The sequence below is a fragment of the Novosphingobium sp. genome, assembly GCF_032093395.1.
Classification (GTDB): domain Bacteria; phylum Pseudomonadota; class Alphaproteobacteria; order Sphingomonadales; family Sphingomonadaceae; genus Novosphingobium.
The window spans coordinates 1-18,977 of record NZ_DAMDBA010000015.1 but is presented as its reverse complement, the minus strand read 5'-3'; the positions used below and the strand labels follow the sequence as shown (position 1 = coordinate 18,977).

Here is an 18,977-nt window from a genome sequence, read left to right as displayed (position 1 = left end):
ATGAGCGGGGTGGGGGCTCCTGTTGCCATCGTCATGGGCAGCCAGTCCGACTGGCCGACCATGATCCGCGCGGCCGAGATGCTGGACAAGCTGGGCGTCGCCTATGACGCCCGGATCGTCTCGGCGCATCGCACGCCGGAGCGCCTGGTCGATTTCGCCAAGGGTGCGGACGGCGAAGGCTTCAAGGTCGTAATCGCCGGAGCGGGTGGCGCCGCCCACCTGCCCGGCATGATCGCCTCGATGACGCACCTCCCGGTGCTCGGCGTGTCGGTGCAATCGAAAGCGCTCTCGGGACAGGACAGCCTGCTCTCGATCGTGCAGATGCCCGCCGGCATCCCGGTCGGCACCCTGGCGATCGGCGAGGCGGGTGCGGCCAATGCGGGCCTGCTCGCCGCCGCGATCCTCGCCACCTCCGACCCGGCCCTGGCCGAGCGCCTCAAGACCTTCCGCGCGGACCAGACGGCAAGCGTCGCCGAACGTCCCTCCTGACCTCATATCGAGCAAGCACCTGAAGATGATTCCTCCCGGCGAAACCATCGGCATTCTCGGCGGCGGCCAGCTCGGCCGGATGATCGCGATGGCTGCGGCCCAGCTCGGCTACCGCATTCACATCTACGCCCCGGAAGCCGATTCGATCGCCGCGGAAGTCAGCGCCGAGTTCACCTGCGCCGCGTGGGACGATGCCGAGGCCATGGCCCGCTTCGCGGCAGGCTGCGCCGTCGTCACCTACGAGTTCGAGAACGTGCCGGTCGGCCCGCTCGCCGCATTGGGTGACGTGCCGCTGCTCGCGCACGCCCGCGCGCTCGAAACCGCGCAGGACCGGCTCAACGAGAAGCGCTTCGTCACGGACCTCGGCGGCACCCCTGCCCCCTTCCACCCGGTCGATTCCGCCGCCGATCTTGCCGAAGCCATCGCCGCGATCGGCGCGCCCGGCATCCTCAAGACCCGGCGCGACGGCTACGACGGCAAGGGCCAGTGGCGCATTATGACGCCCGAGGATGCGGAAGGCCTCGACCTTCCCGCCCAGCCGCTGATCTACGAAGGTTTCGTCACGTTCTTCGCGGAGTTCTCGGTGATCCTGTGCCGCGGCGCCGACGGCGAAATCCGCTACTTCGATTCGGCCCACAACGTGCATGAAGGCGGCATCCTCGCCCTCAGCACCGTGCCCGCCCCCGCGCGCCTACTCGAACAGGTTCCCGCTGCACGCGAACTCGCGGCCAAAGTGGCGGACGCGCTGGACTACGTGGGCGTGCTGACGCTGGAGTTTTTCGCGACCGAGAACGGCCCCGTCTTCAACGAGATGGCGCCGCGCGTCCACAATTCCGGGCACTGGACCATCGAGGGCGCAGTCACCAGCCAGTTCGAGAATCACGTTCGCGCCATCTGCGGGCTGCCGCTGGGCGATACCGGGCTTGCCGCCGATGCCGTGGAAATGCGCAACCTGATCGGTGATGAGGCCGACGACTGGGCTACGATCCTTGGCGATCCTGCCAATCACCTGCATCTCTACGGTAAAGGCGCCGCGCGTCCCGGCCGCAAGATGGGCCACGTCACCCGCCTGACCTTCCAGCGCGACTGACCGGCCCTTGGCTCAGGACATTTTCCTTATCTACGCGCGCGCCGCCAATGGCACGATCGGCCGCGACGGCGCCCTGCCCTGGCGCCTGCCCGCCGACCTCAGGCGCTTCAAGGCCATGACCATCGGCAAGCCGATGATCATGGGCCGCAAGACTTTCGACAGCTTTCCCGCACCCCTTCCCGGTCGCCGCCACATCGTGCTGACTCGCGATCCCGCGTGGTCCGCAGAGGGCGCGGAAGTGGCGCATTCGGTGGAACAGGCACTCGCGCTGGCGGGTGGCGGAGAAGTGGCCGTGATCGGCGGCGCGGAAATCTACGGCCTGTTCCGGGAACTGGCGCACCGCATAGAGCTGACGGAAATCCACGCCGACTATCCCGGCGATACCGAAATGCCCGAAACCGGCCCGGAATGGCGCGAAGCGGCGCGAGAGGAACATGCGGCATCGGGCGAATTTCCGGCGCATGCTTTCGTCACGCTGGTCCGCGACCTATAGGCTCGATCCGCCATGATTCGTCTCGACAACCGCGAAGCCATTCCCGAAGCCATGCGCGGCGCCGTGCTGGCGCTCGGCAATTTCGACGGATTCCACCAAGGCCACCAGGCCGTGGTGGGCGAGGCGATCCGCTGGGCGCGCGAGTTGGGCCGCCCGGCCGTGGTCGCAACGTTCGATCCGCATCCGGTGCGCCTGTTCAAGCCCGATGCGCCCGCCTTTCGCCTCACTACGCTGGACCAGCGGCAGGATCTGTTCGCAGCCGCCGGTGCTGACGCCATGCTCGTGCTGCACTTCGACCGTGCCATGGCGGAAATGTCGGCGCCGGACTGGATCGAGCAGGTGCTCGGCCATCAGCTCGGCTGCGTCGGTGTCGTCACCGGCGAGGATTTCACGTTCGGCAAGGGACGCGGCGGCAATCCGCAAGTTCTGCGCGAAGTGGGCGCGCGCTTCGGTCTGATCGGCCGCACCGTCGGCCCGGTCCATGACGACGAGGGCGTGGTCTCCTCCAGCCGCATCCGCGATGCGCTGAAGCTGGGCGAGTGCGAAACGGCGACGCGCCTGCTCACCCGTCCTTTCGCAGTGCGCGGCGAGGTGCAGCACGGCGGCAAGCTGGGCCGGACCATCGGCTTCCCCACCGCCAATCTCGACATGCAGCACTACCTGCGCCCGCGCTACGGCATCTACGCCGTGACCGGCCGCCTGCCCGATGGCCGCGTGCTCCCCGGTGCCGCCAACATGGGTGTTCGTCCGACCTTCGAGCCGCCGATCGAGCTGCTGGAACCTTACTTTTTCGATTTTTCCGGCGATCTCTACGGACAGGAGATCGAGGTGGCTTTTCACCACTTCCTGCGGCCAGAGGCCAAGTTCGATTCTCTGGACGAACTGGTTGCGCAGATGAACCGCGATTGCGACCGGGCGCGGGAGTTGCTGTCGCAGCACCCGTCGTCCCGGACTTGATCCGGGACCGCTGGCAAAACTTTAGACGCCACCTCGCAGGATGACACTGCAACGTGGGGGCGGCTTGGCCAGCGGTCCCGGATCAGGTCCGGGACGACGATATGACAGACTTCCAACCGCCGCGCATTTGTTCTAGTGCGCAGCGCATATGACCGAACAGCGCGATTACAGAGCGACCGTCTTCCTTCCGAAGACCGATTTCCCCATGAAGGCCGGGCTCCCGCAGAAGGAGCCGGGTATTCTTGCGCGCTGGCAGGAACAGGACATTTACGCCAAGACCCGCGAAGCGCGCGCGGGCCGCGAGAAGTTCGTGCTGCATGACGGCCCGCCTTACGCGAACGGCGACATGCACATCGGCCACGCGCTGAACCATATCCTCAAGGACATGGTGGTGCGCACCCAGACCCTCCTGGGCAAGAACGCACCCTACGTCCCCGGCTGGGACTGCCACGGCCTGCCCATCGAGTGGAAGGTCGAGGAAGAGTACCGCAAGAAGAAGAAGAACAAGGACGAGGTTCCCGCCGAGGAATTCCGCGCCGAATGCCGCGCCTATGCCCAGAACTGGGTGAACGTGCAGCGCGAGCAGCTGAAGCGTCTTGGCGTCAACGGTGACTGGGACAAGCCCTACCTCACCATGGACTTCCAGGCCGAAGCCACCATCGTCACCGAACTGCTGAAGTTCGCCGAACACGACATGCTCTATCGCGGTGCCAAGCCGGTGATGTGGAGCCCGGTCGAGAAGACGGCGCTGGCCGAAGCCGAAGTCGAGTACGAGGACATCGTCTCGACCCAGATCGACGTTGCTTTCGAAATCACTGAATCGCCGATCGAGGAACTGGTCGGTGCCTATGCGGTGATCTGGACGACCACGCCGTGGACGATCCCGACCAACCAGGCGCTCGCTTATGGGCCTGAGGTTGAGTACCACCACTATCGCGCCCATGACGGCCGCCGCTTCCTGATCGCGGTGCCGCTGCTGGAGGCGTTCTTCGCGCGCAGCGGCCTCGGCCCGGTGGCCGAGAACATGATCGGTGATGCCGACCTGTCCGAATATGCGCTGGGCACGTATCGCGGCGCCGAACTCGCCGGAACGCTCGCCCGCCACCCGATGCACGCGCTGGGCGGCTTCTTCGCGGAGCCGCGTCCGCTGCTCGCGGGCGATTTCGTCACCACCGAGAGCGGCACCGGGCTCGTCCACATGGCGCCCGACCACGGCGAGGACGACTTCCTGCTCTGCAAGGCCAACGGCATCGGCCCCAAGTTCGTGGTCGAGGCCGACGGTAAGTATCGCGAGGACTGGGGCTGGCTCGGCGGCCAGGGTTCGGTCATCAACCCCAAGTTCAACGCCCCCGACGGCCCGATCTGCTCGGACCTTCGCGAGGCTGGCGCGCTGCTGGCGGCTTCGGCCGACTACAAGCACTCCTACCCGCACTCGTGGCGTTCGAAGGCCAAGGTGATTTTCCGCTGCACCCCGCAGTGGTTCGTGCCGATGGACAAGGTGCTCGGCCACCTGCCCTCCAAGACCCGCGCCGAGCGCCGCTGGGAAGGCGAAGGCGGCGCCATCGACCCGCAAGACGAGACCGCCGAAGCCTCGCCCACCCTGCGCGAAGCCGCGCTGGACGCCATCGCCGAAACGCGCTTCATCCCCGAAAAGGGCCGCAACCGCATCGGCGCCATGGTCGAAGGCCGCCCGGACTGGGTGCTTTCGCGCCAGCGCGCCTGGGGCGTGCCGATCACGCTGTTCGTCGACCGCAAGTCCGGCGAATACCTCGTCGATGCCGAAGTGAACGCCCGCATCATCCACGCCATCCGCGAGATCGGCGTCGATGCCTGGTCGGATGCCCGCGCGCAGGAATACCTCGGCACCAAGTACAGCGCCGATGACTACGAGCGCGTCGTCGACATTCTCGACGTCTGGTTCGATTCCGGCTCGACCCACGCTTTCGTGCTCGAATCCGGCCGCTGGCCCGAACTGGTGCCCGCCGAGGATCACATCGGCCCCACCGCCGATCTCTATCTGGAAGGCAGCGACCAGCATCGCGGCTGGTTCCAGTCCTCGCTGCTCGAATCCTGCGCCACGCGCGGCCATGCGCCGTACAAGGCGGTCCTGACCCACGGCTTCACGATGGATGCCAAGGGTTTCAAGATGTCGAAGTCGCTGGGCAACACCATCAGCCCGATCAAGGTGATGGAGACCAACGGCGCCGACATCATTCGCCTCTGGGCGCTCTCGGTGGACTACACCGAAGATCACCGCATCGGTGACGAAATCCTGAAGGGCGTGGCCGACCAGTACCGCAAGCTGCGCAACACCCTGCGCTACCTGCTGGGCGCGCTCGATGGCTTCTCCGACGAAGAGAAGCTGCCGGTTTCGGACATGCCCGAGCTGGAACGCTACGTGCTTTCGCTGCTGGCGAGCGTAGATGCCACGCTGCGCAAGGCAGTCGCGGACTTCGACTTCAACACTTACGTCCGCACCCTGCTGGATTTCTGCAACGAAGACCTCTCGGCCTTCTTCTTCGACATCCGCAAGGACTGCCTCTACTGCGATGCCCCTTCGGACCCGAAGCGCCGCGCCTATCGCACCGTGCTGGACACGCTGTTCCACGCACTGGTCCGCTATGCCGCGCCGGTCACCGTCTTCACTGCCGAGGAAGTCTGGCAGAGCCGCTTCCCCGGCAGCCAGAGCGTGCACCTGCTCGAATGGCCGGTGGTTCCGGTCGTGGCAGCCGATGCCGCTCGCTGGAGCGAACTGCGCGCCTTGCGCGTGAAGGTGACCGAAGCCATCGAACCGCTGCGCCGCGAGAAGATCGTCGGCTCCAGCCTCGCCGCCGAAGTCACGGTTCCGGCCTCGGCGCCTGCCAGTGCCTCTGATGCCGATCTGGCCGAACTGTTCATCACCGCGAAAGTCGCGCGTGGGCAGGGAGACGACGTGACCGTCACGCCCTCCACCGACCACAAGTGCGGCCGCTGCTGGCGCCACCTTCCCGAAGTCTCGGAAGACGGCGACCTTTGCGACCGCTGCGACGATGTCGTCGGCGCGCTGGAGACCGAAGCGTGACTCTCTGGCGCAAACGCCTCATCGGCCTGCTGATCGCCGCGGTGGTCTTCATGATCGACCAGGGCTTCAAGGCCTGGGTGGTTTCCGGCCTCAAGCTGCGCGACGTCGGCGTGATCGAGATCGCGCCGTTCTTCGACTTGCGCTGGACCAAGAACCTGGGCGTCTCGCTGGGCCTGTTTACGGCGGATTCGCCGGAAGGTCGCTGGGCGCTGGTGGCGATGACCGGCGCGATCGCCCTGTTCGTCCTCATCTGGATGCTGCGCGAGCGCAAGCTGGGCGAGATCGCTGCCCTGGCCCTGGTGCTGGGCGGAGCGCTCGGCAATATCCGCGACCGCTTCACCATGGGCTTCGTGATCGATTACGCCGACCTCCATTTCGGCGAATGGCGCCCGTTTCTCATTTTCAACATCGCAGACGTCGCCATCACCGTCGGCGTCCTGATTATCCTTGCCCGCTCACTGCTTTCGCGCGACAAGCCGGAAACGAATGGCGGACGCGACACGACGGCTGACGCCGCCCCGGAGATTTGAATTGATGCCCTTTAAGAAAACCGGAGCCCTGATTCTCGTCGCCGCCGGCGCGGTGCTCGTGTCCGGCTGCGGCAGCAGCGGCCTGCTGAATCACAATCGTCCGGACGAATTCGCCGTGCAGCGCCAGTCGCCGCTGGTGGTGCCGCCCGATTTCTCGCTGGCCCCGCCGAAGCAGGGCCAGCCTCGCCCCTCGGACGAGAACGTGCAGCAGCAGGCGCTCGATGCCCTGTTCGGCGGCCCGCAGGCCCGCAGCGATATCGAAAAGTCCACGCTCAGCATGGCAGGTCCGTCCGAACCCGCCATTCGCTCGACGGTTGGCGATCCGGGTACTTATACCGTCGCCAAGGGTCAGGTGACCCGCGCGATCCTGGCCGCACCCGAAGGTGACGGCCGCGACGCGCAGACCACCATCGAAGGCTGAACCTACCTTCGGTCGACGTGAAAAGGGCCGGAGCGGCACACGCCGCTCCGGCCCTTTTCGTATCGACGATAAGCTTTCAAAGGCCGCCGGGGAACATCGCCAAAAGCTTGCCCAGCCGGTCGTGCACCAGCCGCTGCTGCTCGGCATCGCTCTCTCCCAGGCGCACGACCGTGAGCAGCTGGTCGGGCGAACCGATCACATATTGGCCGTACTCTCCCAGACAGGCGAAGACGTTGCCGGGCGCCATCCCCGGGAACAGCACCTCATCACCGGCCGGTCCGGCTTTCGCCTTGGTCCGGTTAAGCCAGACCCCGGCGCCATAGCCGGGATTGCGGGGCGAGGGTTCGAGCATGAACTGCACCCATCGGCGCGGCAGGATCTGTGCGCCCTGAATGGAACCGGTGTGGCGCAGGAACTCGCCCAGCTTCGCCCAGTCCCGCGCTGAAGCGTGGACCGAAGCCGAGCCCACCATCGTGCCCGATCGATCGAAACCGGCGCTCGCCGAAGACATTCCCAGCGGCGTGAACACGCGATTGCGCAAATAGTCGCCCACTGCCTTGCGGCGACGGTCGGGATTGCGATCGGGAGACAGCGCCCGCGCCGCAAGATCCGACAGGATGACCGGCGTCGCCGCGCTGTTGACGAATCGCGCACCCGCCGGAGCCTCCAGCGGCTGTGCCTCGGCATAGGCCGCCATGTCGTCTCGGCCATCGAGATAAAGCATCCGCATGCGGTCGGACTGCCCTGCCGAACCGCCCGGTACCGACGCGCCCGATTCGGAATGACGCAGGCCGGAGCGCATCTGTAGCAACTGCTTCAGCGTAATTTCGCCACGCGGATCGCCGGGACGCTGCCAGGCCGGGATCGGCGCGGATTCCGCCAGGCGCAGCCGTCCGTCGCTGACCAACTGGCCGACCATCAGCGCGGTGACGCACTGGCCCATGGCCCAGCCATCCAGAGCCGTTTCCGGCTTCACGCCGTCGCTGTAGCGCTCGGCTATCACCGATCCGCGCTTCATCACCACCAAGGCTTGGGTGCGTCCCACGTCCTCGGCGAACAGGCCATCGATGGCGCGGCCGAGCGCAGCGCGCGGCGCACCGCCGTCGTCCTTGATCGCGGCCTGCGATTCGGCGCTCGGCGGCGGCGGGCCTTGCGGCGCATCCTGTCCACAGCCCGCCAGCGCACTCAGCGCCAGGGCTGGCACCAGGGAAAGGGCAAGGATAAGGGGAGGACGGCGCACCGGCATGACGCGCGGTGTGATGTGCGAGGCGCGGGAATATGGCAACAGGCACCAGCTACAGGACCGGGGACAGCCCCGGTACGCAGGGCACGCCGGGCGGCGCCTATCCGGTGCGCCAGCCGTCGCGCTGGCTGCGCAACCTCCTTCTGATCGGGCTGGTGATGCTGGCGCTGCTCCTCGCCTTCTCCTGGCGCGGCCTGCGCCAGGAGGCGATGGTGAGCACGTCCTACGGCGCCCAGGTGGCCTGCGCCTGCCGCTTCGTTTCCCGGCAGGAACTGGGAACGTGCAAGAGCCGCATCGCCCTCGCCGGGCTGGGACGGACGGCGTCGCTGCTCTCGCTTTCGGAAGATGCCGAAACCCGCACCGTCACGGCCAGCGTGCCGCTGCTAGCCAGCCAAAGCGCGAGCTTCGCCGCGGATCGCGGCTGCCAGCTCGAAGCCTGGAACTAGTTCCCGTCGAGCGGGATCGCAGCCTCGGTTCCTTCGATCCAGCCGCCGCCGACCACCCGATCCCCGGCATAGATCACCGCAGCCTGCCCCGGCGCCACGCCATATTCGGGAGCATGGAAACGGATCTTCGTCTCCGCACCGCCGCCGAACGGACCCTCAAGGGTGATCGGCACCGGCTTCGCCAGCGAGCGGACCTTGGCGGTGAGCGGCGCGTCGGGAAGCGGGCCGATGCGGTTGGTCTCGGTGACGATGGCGGCGGCGACTCCCAGCAGGCTGCGCGGGCCGACCATGACCCGCCGCCCCGGTGCATCGATCCGCACCACATAAAGCGGCTCGGGCTGCCCGCCGATCTCCAGCCCGCGGCGCTGTCCCACCGTGTAGTGGATGATGCCGCGATGGGTGCCGAGCACTTCGCCGGTCAGCGCGTGGACGATCTCGCCCGGCGCCTCGCCCTCGGGACGGACCGCACGCACGATCTTCGCATAGTCGCCATCGGGCACGAAACAGATGTCCTGGCTGTCCGGCTTGTCCGCAACCCGCAGGCCCGCCGCTTCGGCCAGGCGCCGCGTCTCGCTTTTCGGCAGCCCGCCGAGAGGAAAGCGCAGGAAGTCGAGCTGGGCCTCGGTGGTGCCGTAGAGGAAGTAGCTCTGATCGCGCGCGGGGTCGAAGGCACGGTGCAGTTCCGATCCTGCCGGCCCCTCGACCCGGCGCACGTAGTGGCCGGTGGCGAGGCAATCCGCGCCAAGGTCGCGGGCCATCGTCAGGAGGTCGGTGAACTTGGGGCCCATGTTGCAACGGATGCAGGGGATCGGGGTGCGGCCCGCCATGTAGTCGTCGGCGAAGCGCTCGACCACTTCCTCGCGAAAGGCGCTCTCGTGGTCGAATACGTAGTGGGCGATGCCCAGGCGATCGGCCACCGCGCGCGCGTCGCGGATGTCGTCGCCCGCGCAGCAGGCGCCCTTGCGGCCGGTGGCGGCACCATAGTCGTACAGTTGGAGCGTCACGCCGATGGTTTCGGCGCCGGTCGCGGCGGCAAGCGCGGCAACGACCGAACTGTCGACGCCGCCCGACATGGCAACGACGATACGGCGCGCGGAAAGCGGCGCGGGCAGTTGGAACAGCGTGGCGGGGTCGAGGCCGGCCACCAGTCCTTCAAGATCGGAAAGGGCGGTCATGACGCGCCCCATACAGCCGAATGCTGCGGATTCCTACCTCTCAACCATCATCGGCAGCGATCCGCGCCGCTGCTGCCTCCGGTCCCGCGGTTAAGGTTCATGGCGAAGAGCGCGTTAATGATAGTTAAAATTTCGTTAGCCCCGAGTTTACCGTCCATTGACCAAACCGCGCTACAAACGGTCCGCATGAACATCGCTCATGATCATGAAACCTGCAAAGCAGGCCATGCGTCGGGTCGCGACGGCGAGGCGTTCATGTCGCTCGATCTGCAAATGGATCGGCCGATAGACTGGCCAATAGATTGGTATGCCTTGCGTTCTCGACTTTTTGCCGCGCACGATCTGCGTGCCGCACTCGACCACACGTCCGCTGCGGCGCGTCTTCACCGGTTCGGCAGCTTCGCCGGTACGGTGGCCTCAGTGATTCATACGTATGCGCCAGTCTCAATAACTGTTAACCCAAATGCTTCAGGCAATCGCAAGCCAGCGCAGGCCAATGTCCTTTCCGTCGCCGGCATTCCCAGCACCGGCGTACGAGGGTGATGATGATCGAGAACCAGAAAATCCGTCCTGCCCAGGTGATCGGGCCGCTCGGCGAACCATTGACGCTAGAATCGCTGCCGCCGGCGAACACCACGCGCTGGGTCGTGCGTCGCAAGGCGGAAGTGGTGGCGGCCGTGAATGGCGGCCTGCTGACGATCGACGAGGTCTGCGATCGCTACCAGCTGACGCTTGAGGAATTCGCGTCGTGGCAGCGGGCTGTCGACCGGTCGGGAATGCAGGGCCTGCGCGTGACGCGCATCCAGCACTATCGCGACCTGTACGAGCGCCAGCAAAAGTATTGAGCGCACTACCTATTAGGTCCGCAATGGATCTCGAAGCGGCGGCGGACCTCGGTTCGGCGCCGCTTTTACGTATAACGGCCCGAGGTTATATAAAGAAAATGCAGACCGAGCGGAGGGTTACTGTCATAACCCTGGCACCGACGCTGGTCGATCCGGGTCTGCATCAGGACGACTGTCGATTGCCACCCGTCCACCGCAGGTATATGTCCATTCGCAGGAAATTTGGCCGTCGCAGCGGCACGAGCCCGTGTGTTCGTGCTCCGGCGGCAGATGATGTCTTACGGCTGTCCCCGCGCGACTTTGAAAATCGCAGACGATACAGGCGCAAGGCATTCGGGGATTGGGGGCAATCGCAGTCTTTGCGGTGACACGATGAATTACGACAGCAGGATAGACGTGACGGAGAACAACGGGTTGGCTACCGCTGGAGCAGGCTCTGGCACTGGTGCAAGCTCGGGCGGCGAAGCTTTTCCGGAGCAGGACGGGCAGAGCGCCGGTTCGCGCCGCTGGTGGCTGATCGCCATCGTCGTCGCGATCGCGGTGGCGATCGGCATCTGGTTTGCCGGGCACGGCGGCAAGGCCGAGAAGACCGGCACGACCGACGTCCAGATGCCTGCCGTCACTGTCGTGGTGCCGGGCCGAGCGTCGGTACAGGGTGAAATCACCGCCACGGGTTCGCTGGCCGCGCGTCGGCCGATGCCGGTCGGATCGGTCGGCGAAGGCGGCCAGGTACGCTCCGTGCTGGTGGAGCCGGGCGACTGGGTTTCCCAGGGCCAAATCCTTGCCGTGATCGACCGTTCGGTCCAGTCGCAGCAGCAGGCCAGCCAGTCGGCCCAGGTCGCGGTGGCCCAGGCCGACGCCCGCATCGCACAGGCCAATCTCGACCGCGCCCTCAAGCTCGTCGACCGCGGATTCATCTCCGCTGCCGATGTCGATCGCCTCACCGCCACCCGCGATTCCGCCGTGGCTCAGGTTCGCGTTGCACGCGCGACGCTGGGCCAGCTCGAGGCGCAGACCGCCCGCCTCAACATCGTCGCCCCTGCCGCCGGTCTGGTGCTGGAGCGCAATGTCGAACTGGGCCAGGTCGTCGGCGGCGGCAGTGCGGTCCTGTTCCGCCTGGCCAAGGGCGGCGAGATGGAACTGCTCGCCCAGCTCAGCGAGGACGATCTGGCCAGGATGCGCGTCGGCGTGGAAGCGCGCGTGACGCCCACCGGCAGCAGCGAGAGCTTCACCGGCCAGGTCTGGCAGATCGCGCCGATCATCGACGCCACCAATCGTCAGGGCATCGCCCGAATCGCCCTGCCCTTCAATTCCGCACTGCGTCCCGGCGGCTTCGCCAGCGCCGTGATCAACAGCGGCCAGACGGTAGCCCCGGTGTTGCCTGAATCCGCAATCCAGAACGACGACAAGGGTTCGTTCGTCTACATCGTCGATGCCAAGGACGTCGTGCACCGCCGCGCGGTGCAGACCGGTCTGGTCACAGCCCGCGGCATCACCGTGAAGTCCGGTCTCGACGGCAGCGAAAAGGTCGTCCTGCGCGCAGGCGGGTTCCTCAACGAAGGCGACAAGGTCAAGCCCCGCCTGACCAAAGCGTCCGATTGAGCGGATAGAACACCATGAGCCTCCGCAACATCTCGGCCTGGTCGATCCGCAACCCGATCATTCCGATCGTCTTCTTCATCGGCGTGATGATCGCCGGTGTCGTCTCGTTCATGCGCATGGACGTGAACAACATGCCGGACGTCGAATTCCCCGGCGTCCACGTCATGATCTCGCAGCCCGGCGCCGCGCCTACGGAGATCGAGACGCAGATCACCCAGATCATCGAGGGCGCGGTACGATCCGTGCCGGGCATCGAGGAAATCCAGTCCACCGCCTCCGAAGGCACCTCGACCACTCTGGTGTTCTTTACCGTGGGCACCGATCCCGACGTCGCCACCAACAAGATCAAGAACGCCGTCGATCAGGTTCGCGGGCAATTGCCGGATGGCATTCTGGAGCCGATGGTCACCAAGATCGAGGCCAACGGCGACAATCTGGCCTATTACGCCGTCAGTGCCGACGACATGACGATGGAGCAGCTTAGCTGGTTCGTCGACGATACGATCTCCAAGACCCTGCTCTCGATCGAGGGTCTGTCCTCGGTGGAGCGCAACGGCGGCGTCGATCGCGAAATCCGCGTCGTCGTCGATCCGGAGCGGCTGATCGCGCTGGGTCTCACCGCCAACGACATCAACGGCGTGCTGCGCCAGGTGAATACCGACGCGGCCGGCGGCCAGGCGGAAATCGCCGGTTCCCGACAGTCCGTCCGCGTTCTCGGCAATGCCCAGGACGCCTTCCAGCTCTCGCAGACGCGCATCAACCTGGGCAACGGACGGCAGGTCAAGCTGTCGGACATCGCCAAGGTCTATGACGGTTATTCCGAGCAGACCCGCATCGCCAAGCTGCGCGGCCGCGAGGTCGTGACCTTCGGCTTCACCCGTGCACTCGGCGCATCTGACGTCGCCGTCTACGATGGTGCCGCAAAGGCGCTGGACAAGATCCGCAAGGAAAACCCGAACATCCACATCACCCGGTTGTTCTCGGACGTGGACTATACCAAGGGCCAATATACCAGCTCGATGGAAGCGCTGGTGGAAGGCGCCGTGCTGGCGATCGTCATCGTCTACCTTTTCCTGCGCGACTGGCGCGCGACGATGATTTCCGCCATCGCCATCCCGCTTTCGGCGATCCCGACCTTCTGGTTCATGGATATGCTGGGCTTCACGCTGAACTTCCTCTCGCTACTGGCCCTCAGCCTGGTCGCGGGCGTGCTGGTGGATGACGCGATCGTCGAGATCGAGAACATCGTGCGCCACATGCGCATGGGCAAGTCGGCCTATCAGGCCTCGATCGACGCGGCGGACGAGATCGGCCTGGCCGTGGTCGCCACCACCTTCTCGATCGTCGCCGTGTTCCTGCCGGTGGGCCTGATGCCCGGCATTCCCGGCCAGTTCTTCAAGGCATTCGGCCTTACCGTCGTGGCCGCCGTGCTGATGAGCCTCGCCGTGGCCCGCCTCATCACGCCGATGGTCGCCGCCTACTTCCTCAAGGCGCACGGCCATGCCGAACATGGCGGCGGCCGGGGCATGGACCTGTACCTGAAGGTACTGGCCTGGACGCTCGACTCCAGCGAGGCGCATCGCCTGAAGGCCCGCCTCGTCAGGGCACCGGCGCGCTGGTGGTACTATCTCGTCGCCACCATGGCCTTCGTCGCGATCCTGGCTGCCGGACTCGGCGCGGCCTCGCTGCTCTTCATGGGAGCGCAGGCCGTTCTGACCAAGGCGGGTCTCGACAAGGCGGCGTTGGTGCTCGCAGCCGTAGTGGCGCCGCTGGTCGTCCCCGTCGTCATCTTCCTGCTCGGCGCGGCGCTGAAAGCCGTGCTGGGCGCCCTTGGCGGCTTCGGCACATGGTATCGCTATTTCTCGGACCGCGCCGCCGCCCGCATGCGCGACCACCGCTTCTACGCGTTCTGCGCCGGCATCTACGCCCTGGTGCTTACGTTCGCCCTGCTCGCGGGCCTGCCTTCGCAGTTCCAGCCGAACACCAACAACGACACCAGCACCGTCAACCTGGAGATGGTGCCCGGCACCACGATCGAACAGACCGCCGCCGTGGCTGGCAAGGTGACGCGACTGCTGGAAGCGCAACCCGAAGTGCAGCACATCCTGGAAGCCTCTCGCGAGGCGAGGGGCTCGCTCTACATCGCGCTCAAGCCCGCCGACCAGCGCAAGACCACCAGCATCGAGTTCGAACGCCGGATGGCGCCCCAGCTCCAGGACATCGCCGACGCACGCGTAACCTTCGCCACCCAGTCGGGCGGCTTCGGCAGCGGCCGCGACATCTCGGTCATGCTTTCCGGCAGCGATTCGGAGATGCTCTACAAGACCGCGCAGACGCTGGCCGACCAGATGCGCACAGTTCCCGGCGTCATCGCCCCGCGCATCGCGGCCGACCTCCAGCGCCCCGAACTGGTGATCGTGCCGCGGCTGGACCTTGCCGCCCAGCTCGGCGTCACGACGGCCGCACTCAGCCAGACGATCCGCATCGCCACCCTGGGCGAAATCGACCAGAACGCCGCCAAGTTCTCGCTGAGCGACCGGCAGGTGCCGATCCGCGTCATCCTTGCCCGCTCGTCGCGTCGGGATTTCTCGACGATCGAGAACCTCCCGGTCACCACGGCGAGCGGCGGCTCCGTCCCCCTCAAGCGCGTGGCCGAGATTCGCTTCGGCGCCGGCCCCACCCAGATCCAGCGCTACAACCAGTCCCGCCGCATCTTCGTGGGCGCCGATCTCGGTGAAGGCCAGGTCAAGGGGCCGATCATGGAGCAGATCCAGAATCTGCCGATCATGAAGAATCTGCCGACCGGTGTTTCCAACGCGCCTGTCGGTGAGGACAAGTGGCAGGCCGAAATGGTCAGCAGCTTCGTCATCGCTGTGATCAGCGGGATCTTCCTGGTCTTCGCCGTGCTGGTGCTGCTCTATCGCCGCTTCGTCTCGCCGCTGGTCAACATGGCCTCGCTGCTGTTGGCGCCGCTAGGTGGCCTGCTGGCGCTGGTGATCGTCGGCCAGCCGATCTCGATGCCGGTCTACATCGGCATCCTGATGCTGCTGGGCATCGTCGCCAAGAACTCCATCCTGCTGATCGACTTCGCGATCGAGGAGATGGAAAAGGGCGTCGACAAGCTGACCGCAATCATGGACGCCGGGCACAAGCGTGCCCAGCCGATCATCATGACCACCGTCGCCATGACGGCGGGCATGGTGCCCACCGCCATCTCGCTCTCGGGCGACGCCGCCTGGCGCGCGCCCATGGGCATCACCGTGATCGGTGGCCTGCTGCTGTCCACCGCGCTGACGTTGGTGATCGTCCCGGCCGCCTTCAGTCTGGCCGATGGCTTCGAGAAGCGGCTCGGCCCGTGGTTGCGGCGCAAGCTGCTCACTTTCGAGCCGCATCACGCCCATGAAACGGTCCATGGCACGGCCGCCATCCCTCAGCCGATCGCGGCCGAATAACGCTCAGGAGGAACATTGCCGGCCCTCAAACGTAGCATCTCCGTGGCACGGCAAGACTTTTTCCGGCCGGGCGCGATCACCACCGATCGGGCCCGGCGCATGCGATTGTTCGCGACGGGGCTGCTGCTGTTCATGGCGGCAGCTTTCGTCGTGCTCCGCCGCCTCGCCCTGCTCCACCCCGAATGGAGCGTGCCGCTGGGCTATGCGATTTCGTTTACCGAAGCGGCGATGGTGGGTGGCCTGGCCGATTGGTTCGCGGTGACGGCGTTGTTCCGGCATCCCCTCGGTCTTCCGATCCCGCACACCGCGATCATTCCCGACAACAAGGACCGCATCGCCGATTCGATGGCGACGTTCCTGCGGGACAATTTCCTGACCCCCCAAGTGGTCGCCCGGCGCCTGCGTGGCTTCAACCTAGCGGCGGCCGCCGGAAGCTTCCTGGCGAATCCGGCGCGCGAGGAGCAGTCCCGAATCCGCGCCGGCGCGGCGAATCTGCTGGGGGACGTGCTGGAATCGCTCGATCCCGAGCAGATGGGCGGCATGGTCAAGACCGGCCTGCGGCGCCAGCTGGAGAAGATCGAGGCGGCGCCCCTGCTGGGCCAGATGCTCTCGAACGCCATCGCCGACCAGCGCCACCTGCCCCTTCTGGAAAGCGTGCTGCGCAAGATCGGAGAAGCGATCGAGGCCAATGAGCCGATGATCCGCGAGATGATCCACCAGCGCGCCAACACCATCATGCGCTGGACCGGGCTCGACGAGAGGCTCGCCAACGGCGTTCTGGACGGCGCCTACCGCCTGCTGGCCGAAGTGATCGTGCAGCCCGATCATCCCTTGCGCGCCAGGATCGACGAAGCCCTTGCCCGCCTCGCCCACGACCTTCGCCACAATCCCGAGACCCAGGCGAAGGTCGAGCGCATCAAGAACGACCTGCTCGAAAACCCGGCGCTGGCGGCGTGGTGGGAAGGCATGTGGGAACGCACGCGCGCCGCGCTGCTCAAGGCCGTGCGCAATCCCGATCAGGCGCTTTCCGGAGCGCTGGGCGAAAGCCTGGCCCAACTGGGGCTGGCGCTTGGCCAGGATGTTCGCTTGCAATACATGGTCAACCGCTTCGCCCGTCGCACGCTGGTCGGCGTGGTGTCGCGCTATGGGGGGGAAATCGTGAGGCTCGTGTCGGAAACCGTGAAGCGCTGGGATGCCCGCACCGTCACCGATCGCATCGAGGGCGCGGTTGGCCGCGATCTCCAGTTCATCCGCATCAACGGAACCTTGGTCGGCGGCCTGTTCGGCGTCTGCATCCATGTCGTAGACCAGTGGCTGTGAGCCTGTCAGCCGCGGACGGGCCGGCGATCGTCACCGAGCGCTTCGAACTCTGGAAGCCGCAGGCGAGCGACCTGGACGACATGATCCGCCTGATCGCGGATGAGGAAACACGCCGTTACCTGGGACCGGCCCAGCCCGAAGCGAAGGGCGTGTTCGAGCGCCTCCAGCGCAATGGCGGATCCTGGGCGCTCTACGGCTATGGCACTTTCGCGGTACGACAGCATGGCAGGGGCGAGATTATCGCCAACTGCGGCGTGTTTCACACCTGGCGCGGCTTCGGCAAGGGCATGGACGACATGCCGGAAGCAGGCTGGATCGTCCGCAAGGACCATTGGGGTCAGGGACTGGCCAAGGAAGTCATGCAGGCGGCGCTCGCGTGGTTCGACGCCGCGCACGGACCGCGCCGGATCGCCTGCATGATCGAGGAAGGCAACCGCGCCTCGGAGCGCGTGGCCGCTGCCTTGGGCTTCACCGCTTGCGGCAGCCATGACATCGGCGAGGATGGCCATGCGGTGATCGTCAACCTGTTCGAACGCGGTGCCGACTGACCGAGAGCCGCAGGCGCGCAATCGGCCACGCGCCGTTCGACCGCTCTCGGATCAAACGGCTAAACCGAAACACGGGCCAGTTCCCAGATCATCACGACTAAACCCAGGGATGATCTGCGTAGCGGGGATCGAGTACAAACCTCACCCCTTGCACCTGGCCCGCCTATTCCGAGCCGGAATGGATATGCGTCAGCGGCGGCGCTGACCGACTTGCTTCATCGGGCGGCGCACTTTCCAGCGGATGCTGGCCTGATAGTAGGACGCCACCGGCTTGCCGGCCTGATCGAGCGCCGGCGAGAAAGCTGCCTTCGACGCCATCTGTTCACAGGCCGCGGCCGCGAAAGCCGCGTCACCGTAATTGTCCACCACCGTACATCCGCTAACCGTACCGGAAGCGTCGACCAACAGGCGCGCGCGCGTAAGGCCGGGACGATGACGATTGTCCGCGCCGAAGGGATAGCTGTTGGCCGCGATCCAGGTATCGGGCGAACTCTTCGGCACCGGGTGGGCGGAAAGGCCCGCCTGCTGCGCGGGATCGAGGCCCCACGAACGCACCAGTCGGTCCGTGCATTCGCGCATCGCCGCCATGGCCTTGCCCAGCGAACCCGTCCCCAGCTGAACCGCCTTGTCGCTCCAGGACACGATCAGGGAAGTGATCGCCGCTTCACGCTCAGGCGTCACCGGCGCGGGAGCCTGATCGTCCTGCGTAAAGCCGTTCCAGGTCGTGGCGGAGAAAATCAGGGCGGTGAGCTTGCCGCCGCCCTCAATCGGCGCATCCGCAACGGTGAATCGATCGGCGATCGGCTTAGCGCCGTCAGGCCCGGTCTTGAGCACGAGATTCGACGATTCGGCCAGACCGTTGAAGGCCCTGCCGGTGATCGTGGGGTAGAACCGATCGCCGGGGCCCAGGCGCTCGATTTCCAGAAGCGCCGGATTGTCCGGCGTGCCGAATCCCCGCTTCAGGCTGCACGAGTCGGCGCCATTGTCCATTTGCCAGGGCGAACTGGCCGTCAGCACCGTGGTCTCGGCCATGGCGGGCGCGGAAGTCAAAGTGACCGCTGCCATGGCAACCAGCGCTGCGGAATAGGATCTGCTCATGCCAAGTCCTTGCATATGCATGAAATTTGCGAAGGACATTATGGGCCGGGCCGGACATGGCAAGAATAATCGCCTATCGTCGTCTAATGCCCGAAACGCAAAACCCCGGCCGTTTCGGGCCGGGGTTCGCATCATTTCACGATTTTAACGCCGCTCAAAGCTTGCCGGTAAGTTCCGGCACGGCAGTGAACAGGTCCGCGACGAGGC

At 66.0% G+C, this 18,977-nt stretch carries 17 protein-coding genes; 14 read left to right on the top strand and 3 right to left on the bottom strand.

The genetic code is table 11. The features are described from left to right. The 7 genes from purE (at position 1) to RT424_RS07880 (ending at position 7,041) form a co-directional block, all read left to right on the top strand. The gene (gene purE / locus RT424_RS07910; RefSeq protein ID WP_313436011.1) at positions 1-489 is read left to right on the top strand and encodes a 5-(carboxyamino)imidazole ribonucleotide mutase; all 489 of its coding nucleotides are present in this window, start codon (positions 1-3) and stop codon (positions 487-489) included. 25 nt (positions 490-514) lie between these two features. Further along, on the top strand, positions 515-1,579 hold the full coding sequence (locus RT424_RS07905; RefSeq protein WP_313436009.1) for a 5-(carboxyamino)imidazole ribonucleotide synthase: 1,065 nt from the start codon (positions 515-517) through the stop codon (positions 1,577-1,579). A gap of 7 nt (positions 1,580-1,586) precedes the next feature. Beyond that, positions 1,587-2,072 (top strand): dihydrofolate reductase, encoded by a 486-nt coding sequence (locus tag RT424_RS07900; RefSeq protein ID WP_313436007.1) that lies wholly within the window; start codon positions 1,587-1,589, stop codon positions 2,070-2,072. Between the two features lie 12 nt (positions 2,073-2,084). Beyond that, positions 2,085-3,029, top strand: a complete 945-nt coding sequence (locus RT424_RS07895; protein ID WP_313436005.1) for a bifunctional riboflavin kinase/FAD synthetase — start codon at positions 2,085-2,087, stop codon at positions 3,027-3,029. 148 nt (positions 3,030-3,177) lie between these two features. Next, positions 3,178-6,090, top strand: a complete 2,913-nt coding sequence (gene ileS, locus RT424_RS07890; protein WP_313436003.1) for an isoleucine--tRNA ligase — start codon at positions 3,178-3,180, stop codon at positions 6,088-6,090. Then, positions 6,087-6,620: a signal peptidase II gene (gene lspA, locus RT424_RS07885; RefSeq protein ID WP_313436001.1), complete on the top strand. Its 534-nt coding sequence runs from the start codon at positions 6,087-6,089 to the stop codon at positions 6,618-6,620. The genes ileS and lspA overlap by 4 nt, the downstream gene beginning before the upstream one ends. 4 nt (positions 6,621-6,624) lie before the next feature. Then, on the top strand, positions 6,625-7,041 hold the full coding sequence (locus tag RT424_RS07880; protein WP_313435999.1) for a DUF3035 domain-containing protein: 417 nt from the start codon (positions 6,625-6,627) through the stop codon (positions 7,039-7,041). A gap of 76 nt (positions 7,042-7,117) precedes the next feature. Here RT424_RS07880 and RT424_RS07875 read toward each other — a convergent pair whose 3' ends face one another. Continuing rightward, entirely contained in the window at positions 7,118-8,287 is a 1,170-nt protein-coding gene (locus RT424_RS07875) for a serine hydrolase (protein WP_313435997.1), read from the bottom strand. A 32-nt stretch (positions 8,288-8,319) separates the two neighbouring features. Between RT424_RS07875 and RT424_RS07870 the strand changes: the two genes are divergently transcribed. After that, on the top strand, positions 8,320-8,730 hold the full coding sequence (locus RT424_RS07870; protein ID WP_313435995.1) for a hypothetical protein: 411 nt from the start codon (positions 8,320-8,322) through the stop codon (positions 8,728-8,730). Here the strand turns inward: RT424_RS07870 and mnmA are convergent. Further along, positions 8,727-9,905: a tRNA 2-thiouridine(34) synthase MnmA gene (gene mnmA / locus RT424_RS07865; protein ID WP_313435993.1), complete on the bottom strand. Its 1,179-nt coding sequence runs from the start codon at positions 9,903-9,905 to the stop codon at positions 8,727-8,729. The two genes, RT424_RS07870 and mnmA, sit on opposite strands and share 4 nt — an antisense overlap. 186 nt (positions 9,906-10,091) lie before the next feature. Between mnmA and RT424_RS07860 the strand changes: the two genes are divergently transcribed. From RT424_RS07860 to RT424_RS07835, 6 genes are all read left to right on the top strand, one after another. After that, positions 10,092-10,448: a hypothetical protein gene (locus tag RT424_RS07860; protein ID WP_313435991.1), complete on the top strand. Its 357-nt coding sequence runs from the start codon at positions 10,092-10,094 to the stop codon at positions 10,446-10,448. A 2-nt stretch (positions 10,449-10,450) separates the two neighbouring features. Then, the gene (locus RT424_RS07855; protein ID WP_313436168.1) at positions 10,451-10,750 is read left to right on the top strand and encodes a DUF1153 domain-containing protein; all 300 of its coding nucleotides are present in this window, start codon (positions 10,451-10,453) and stop codon (positions 10,748-10,750) included. A gap of 372 nt (positions 10,751-11,122) precedes the next feature. After that, a complete protein-coding gene (locus RT424_RS07850; protein WP_313435989.1) occupies positions 11,123-12,352 on the top strand; it encodes an efflux RND transporter periplasmic adaptor subunit in 1,230 nt (409 codons plus the stop codon). 14 nt (positions 12,353-12,366) lie between these two features. Then, entirely contained in the window at positions 12,367-15,804 is a 3,438-nt protein-coding gene (locus tag RT424_RS07845; RefSeq protein ID WP_313435987.1) for an efflux RND transporter permease subunit, read from the top strand. 99 nt (positions 15,805-15,903) lie between these two features. Beyond that, the gene (locus tag RT424_RS07840) at positions 15,904-17,124 is read left to right on the top strand and encodes a DUF445 domain-containing protein (RefSeq protein WP_313436165.1); all 1,221 of its coding nucleotides are present in this window, start codon (positions 15,904-15,906) and stop codon (positions 17,122-17,124) included. Beyond that, on the top strand, positions 17,121-17,672 hold the full coding sequence (locus tag RT424_RS07835) for a GNAT family N-acetyltransferase (protein WP_313435985.1): 552 nt from the start codon (positions 17,121-17,123) through the stop codon (positions 17,670-17,672). The genes RT424_RS07840 and RT424_RS07835 overlap by 4 nt, the downstream gene beginning before the upstream one ends. Positions 17,673-17,861: 189 nt before the next feature. Here the strand turns inward: RT424_RS07835 and RT424_RS07830 are convergent, their stop codons facing one another. Continuing rightward, positions 17,862-18,770, bottom strand: coding sequence for an energy transducer TonB (locus RT424_RS07830; RefSeq protein WP_313435983.1), 909 nt, complete (start codon positions 18,768-18,770; stop codon positions 17,862-17,864). Positions 18,771-18,977: the final 207 nt, after the last annotated feature.

Excerpts from the sequence above, each read along its gene's own strand:
- purE (WP_313436011.1), top strand. The coding sequence starts at position 1 with ATGAGCGGGGTGGGGGCTCCTGTTGCCATCGTCATGGGCAGCCAGTCC.
- RT424_RS07905 (WP_313436009.1), top strand. The coding sequence starts at position 515 with ATGATTCCTCCCGGCGAAACCATCGGCATTCTCGGCGGCGGCCAGCTC.
- RT424_RS07895 (WP_313436005.1), top strand. The coding sequence starts at position 2,085 with ATGATTCGTCTCGACAACCGCGAAGCCATTCCCGAAGCCATGCGCGGC.
- ileS (WP_313436003.1), top strand. The coding sequence starts at position 3,178 with ATGACCGAACAGCGCGATTACAGAGCGACCGTCTTCCTTCCGAAGACC.
- RT424_RS07880 (WP_313435999.1), top strand. The coding sequence starts at position 6,625 with ATGCCCTTTAAGAAAACCGGAGCCCTGATTCTCGTCGCCGCCGGCGCG.
- RT424_RS07875 (WP_313435997.1), bottom strand. The coding sequence starts at position 8,287 with ATGCCGGTGCGCCGTCCTCCCCTTATCCTTGCCCTTTCCCTGGTGCCA.
- RT424_RS07870 (WP_313435995.1), top strand. The coding sequence starts at position 8,320 with ATGGCAACAGGCACCAGCTACAGGACCGGGGACAGCCCCGGTACGCAG.
- mnmA (WP_313435993.1), bottom strand. The coding sequence starts at position 9,905 with ATGACCGCCCTTTCCGATCTTGAAGGACTGGTGGCCGGCCTCGACCCC.
- RT424_RS07860 (WP_313435991.1), top strand. The coding sequence starts at position 10,092 with ATGAACATCGCTCATGATCATGAAACCTGCAAAGCAGGCCATGCGTCG.
- RT424_RS07855 (WP_313436168.1), top strand. The coding sequence starts at position 10,451 with ATGATCGAGAACCAGAAAATCCGTCCTGCCCAGGTGATCGGGCCGCTC.
- RT424_RS07850 (WP_313435989.1), top strand. The coding sequence starts at position 11,123 with ATGAATTACGACAGCAGGATAGACGTGACGGAGAACAACGGGTTGGCT.
- RT424_RS07845 (WP_313435987.1), top strand. The coding sequence starts at position 12,367 with ATGAGCCTCCGCAACATCTCGGCCTGGTCGATCCGCAACCCGATCATT.
- RT424_RS07840 (WP_313436165.1), top strand. The coding sequence starts at position 15,904 with ATGCGATTGTTCGCGACGGGGCTGCTGCTGTTCATGGCGGCAGCTTTC.
- RT424_RS07830 (WP_313435983.1), bottom strand. The coding sequence starts at position 18,770 with ATGAGCAGATCCTATTCCGCAGCGCTGGTTGCCATGGCAGCGGTCACT.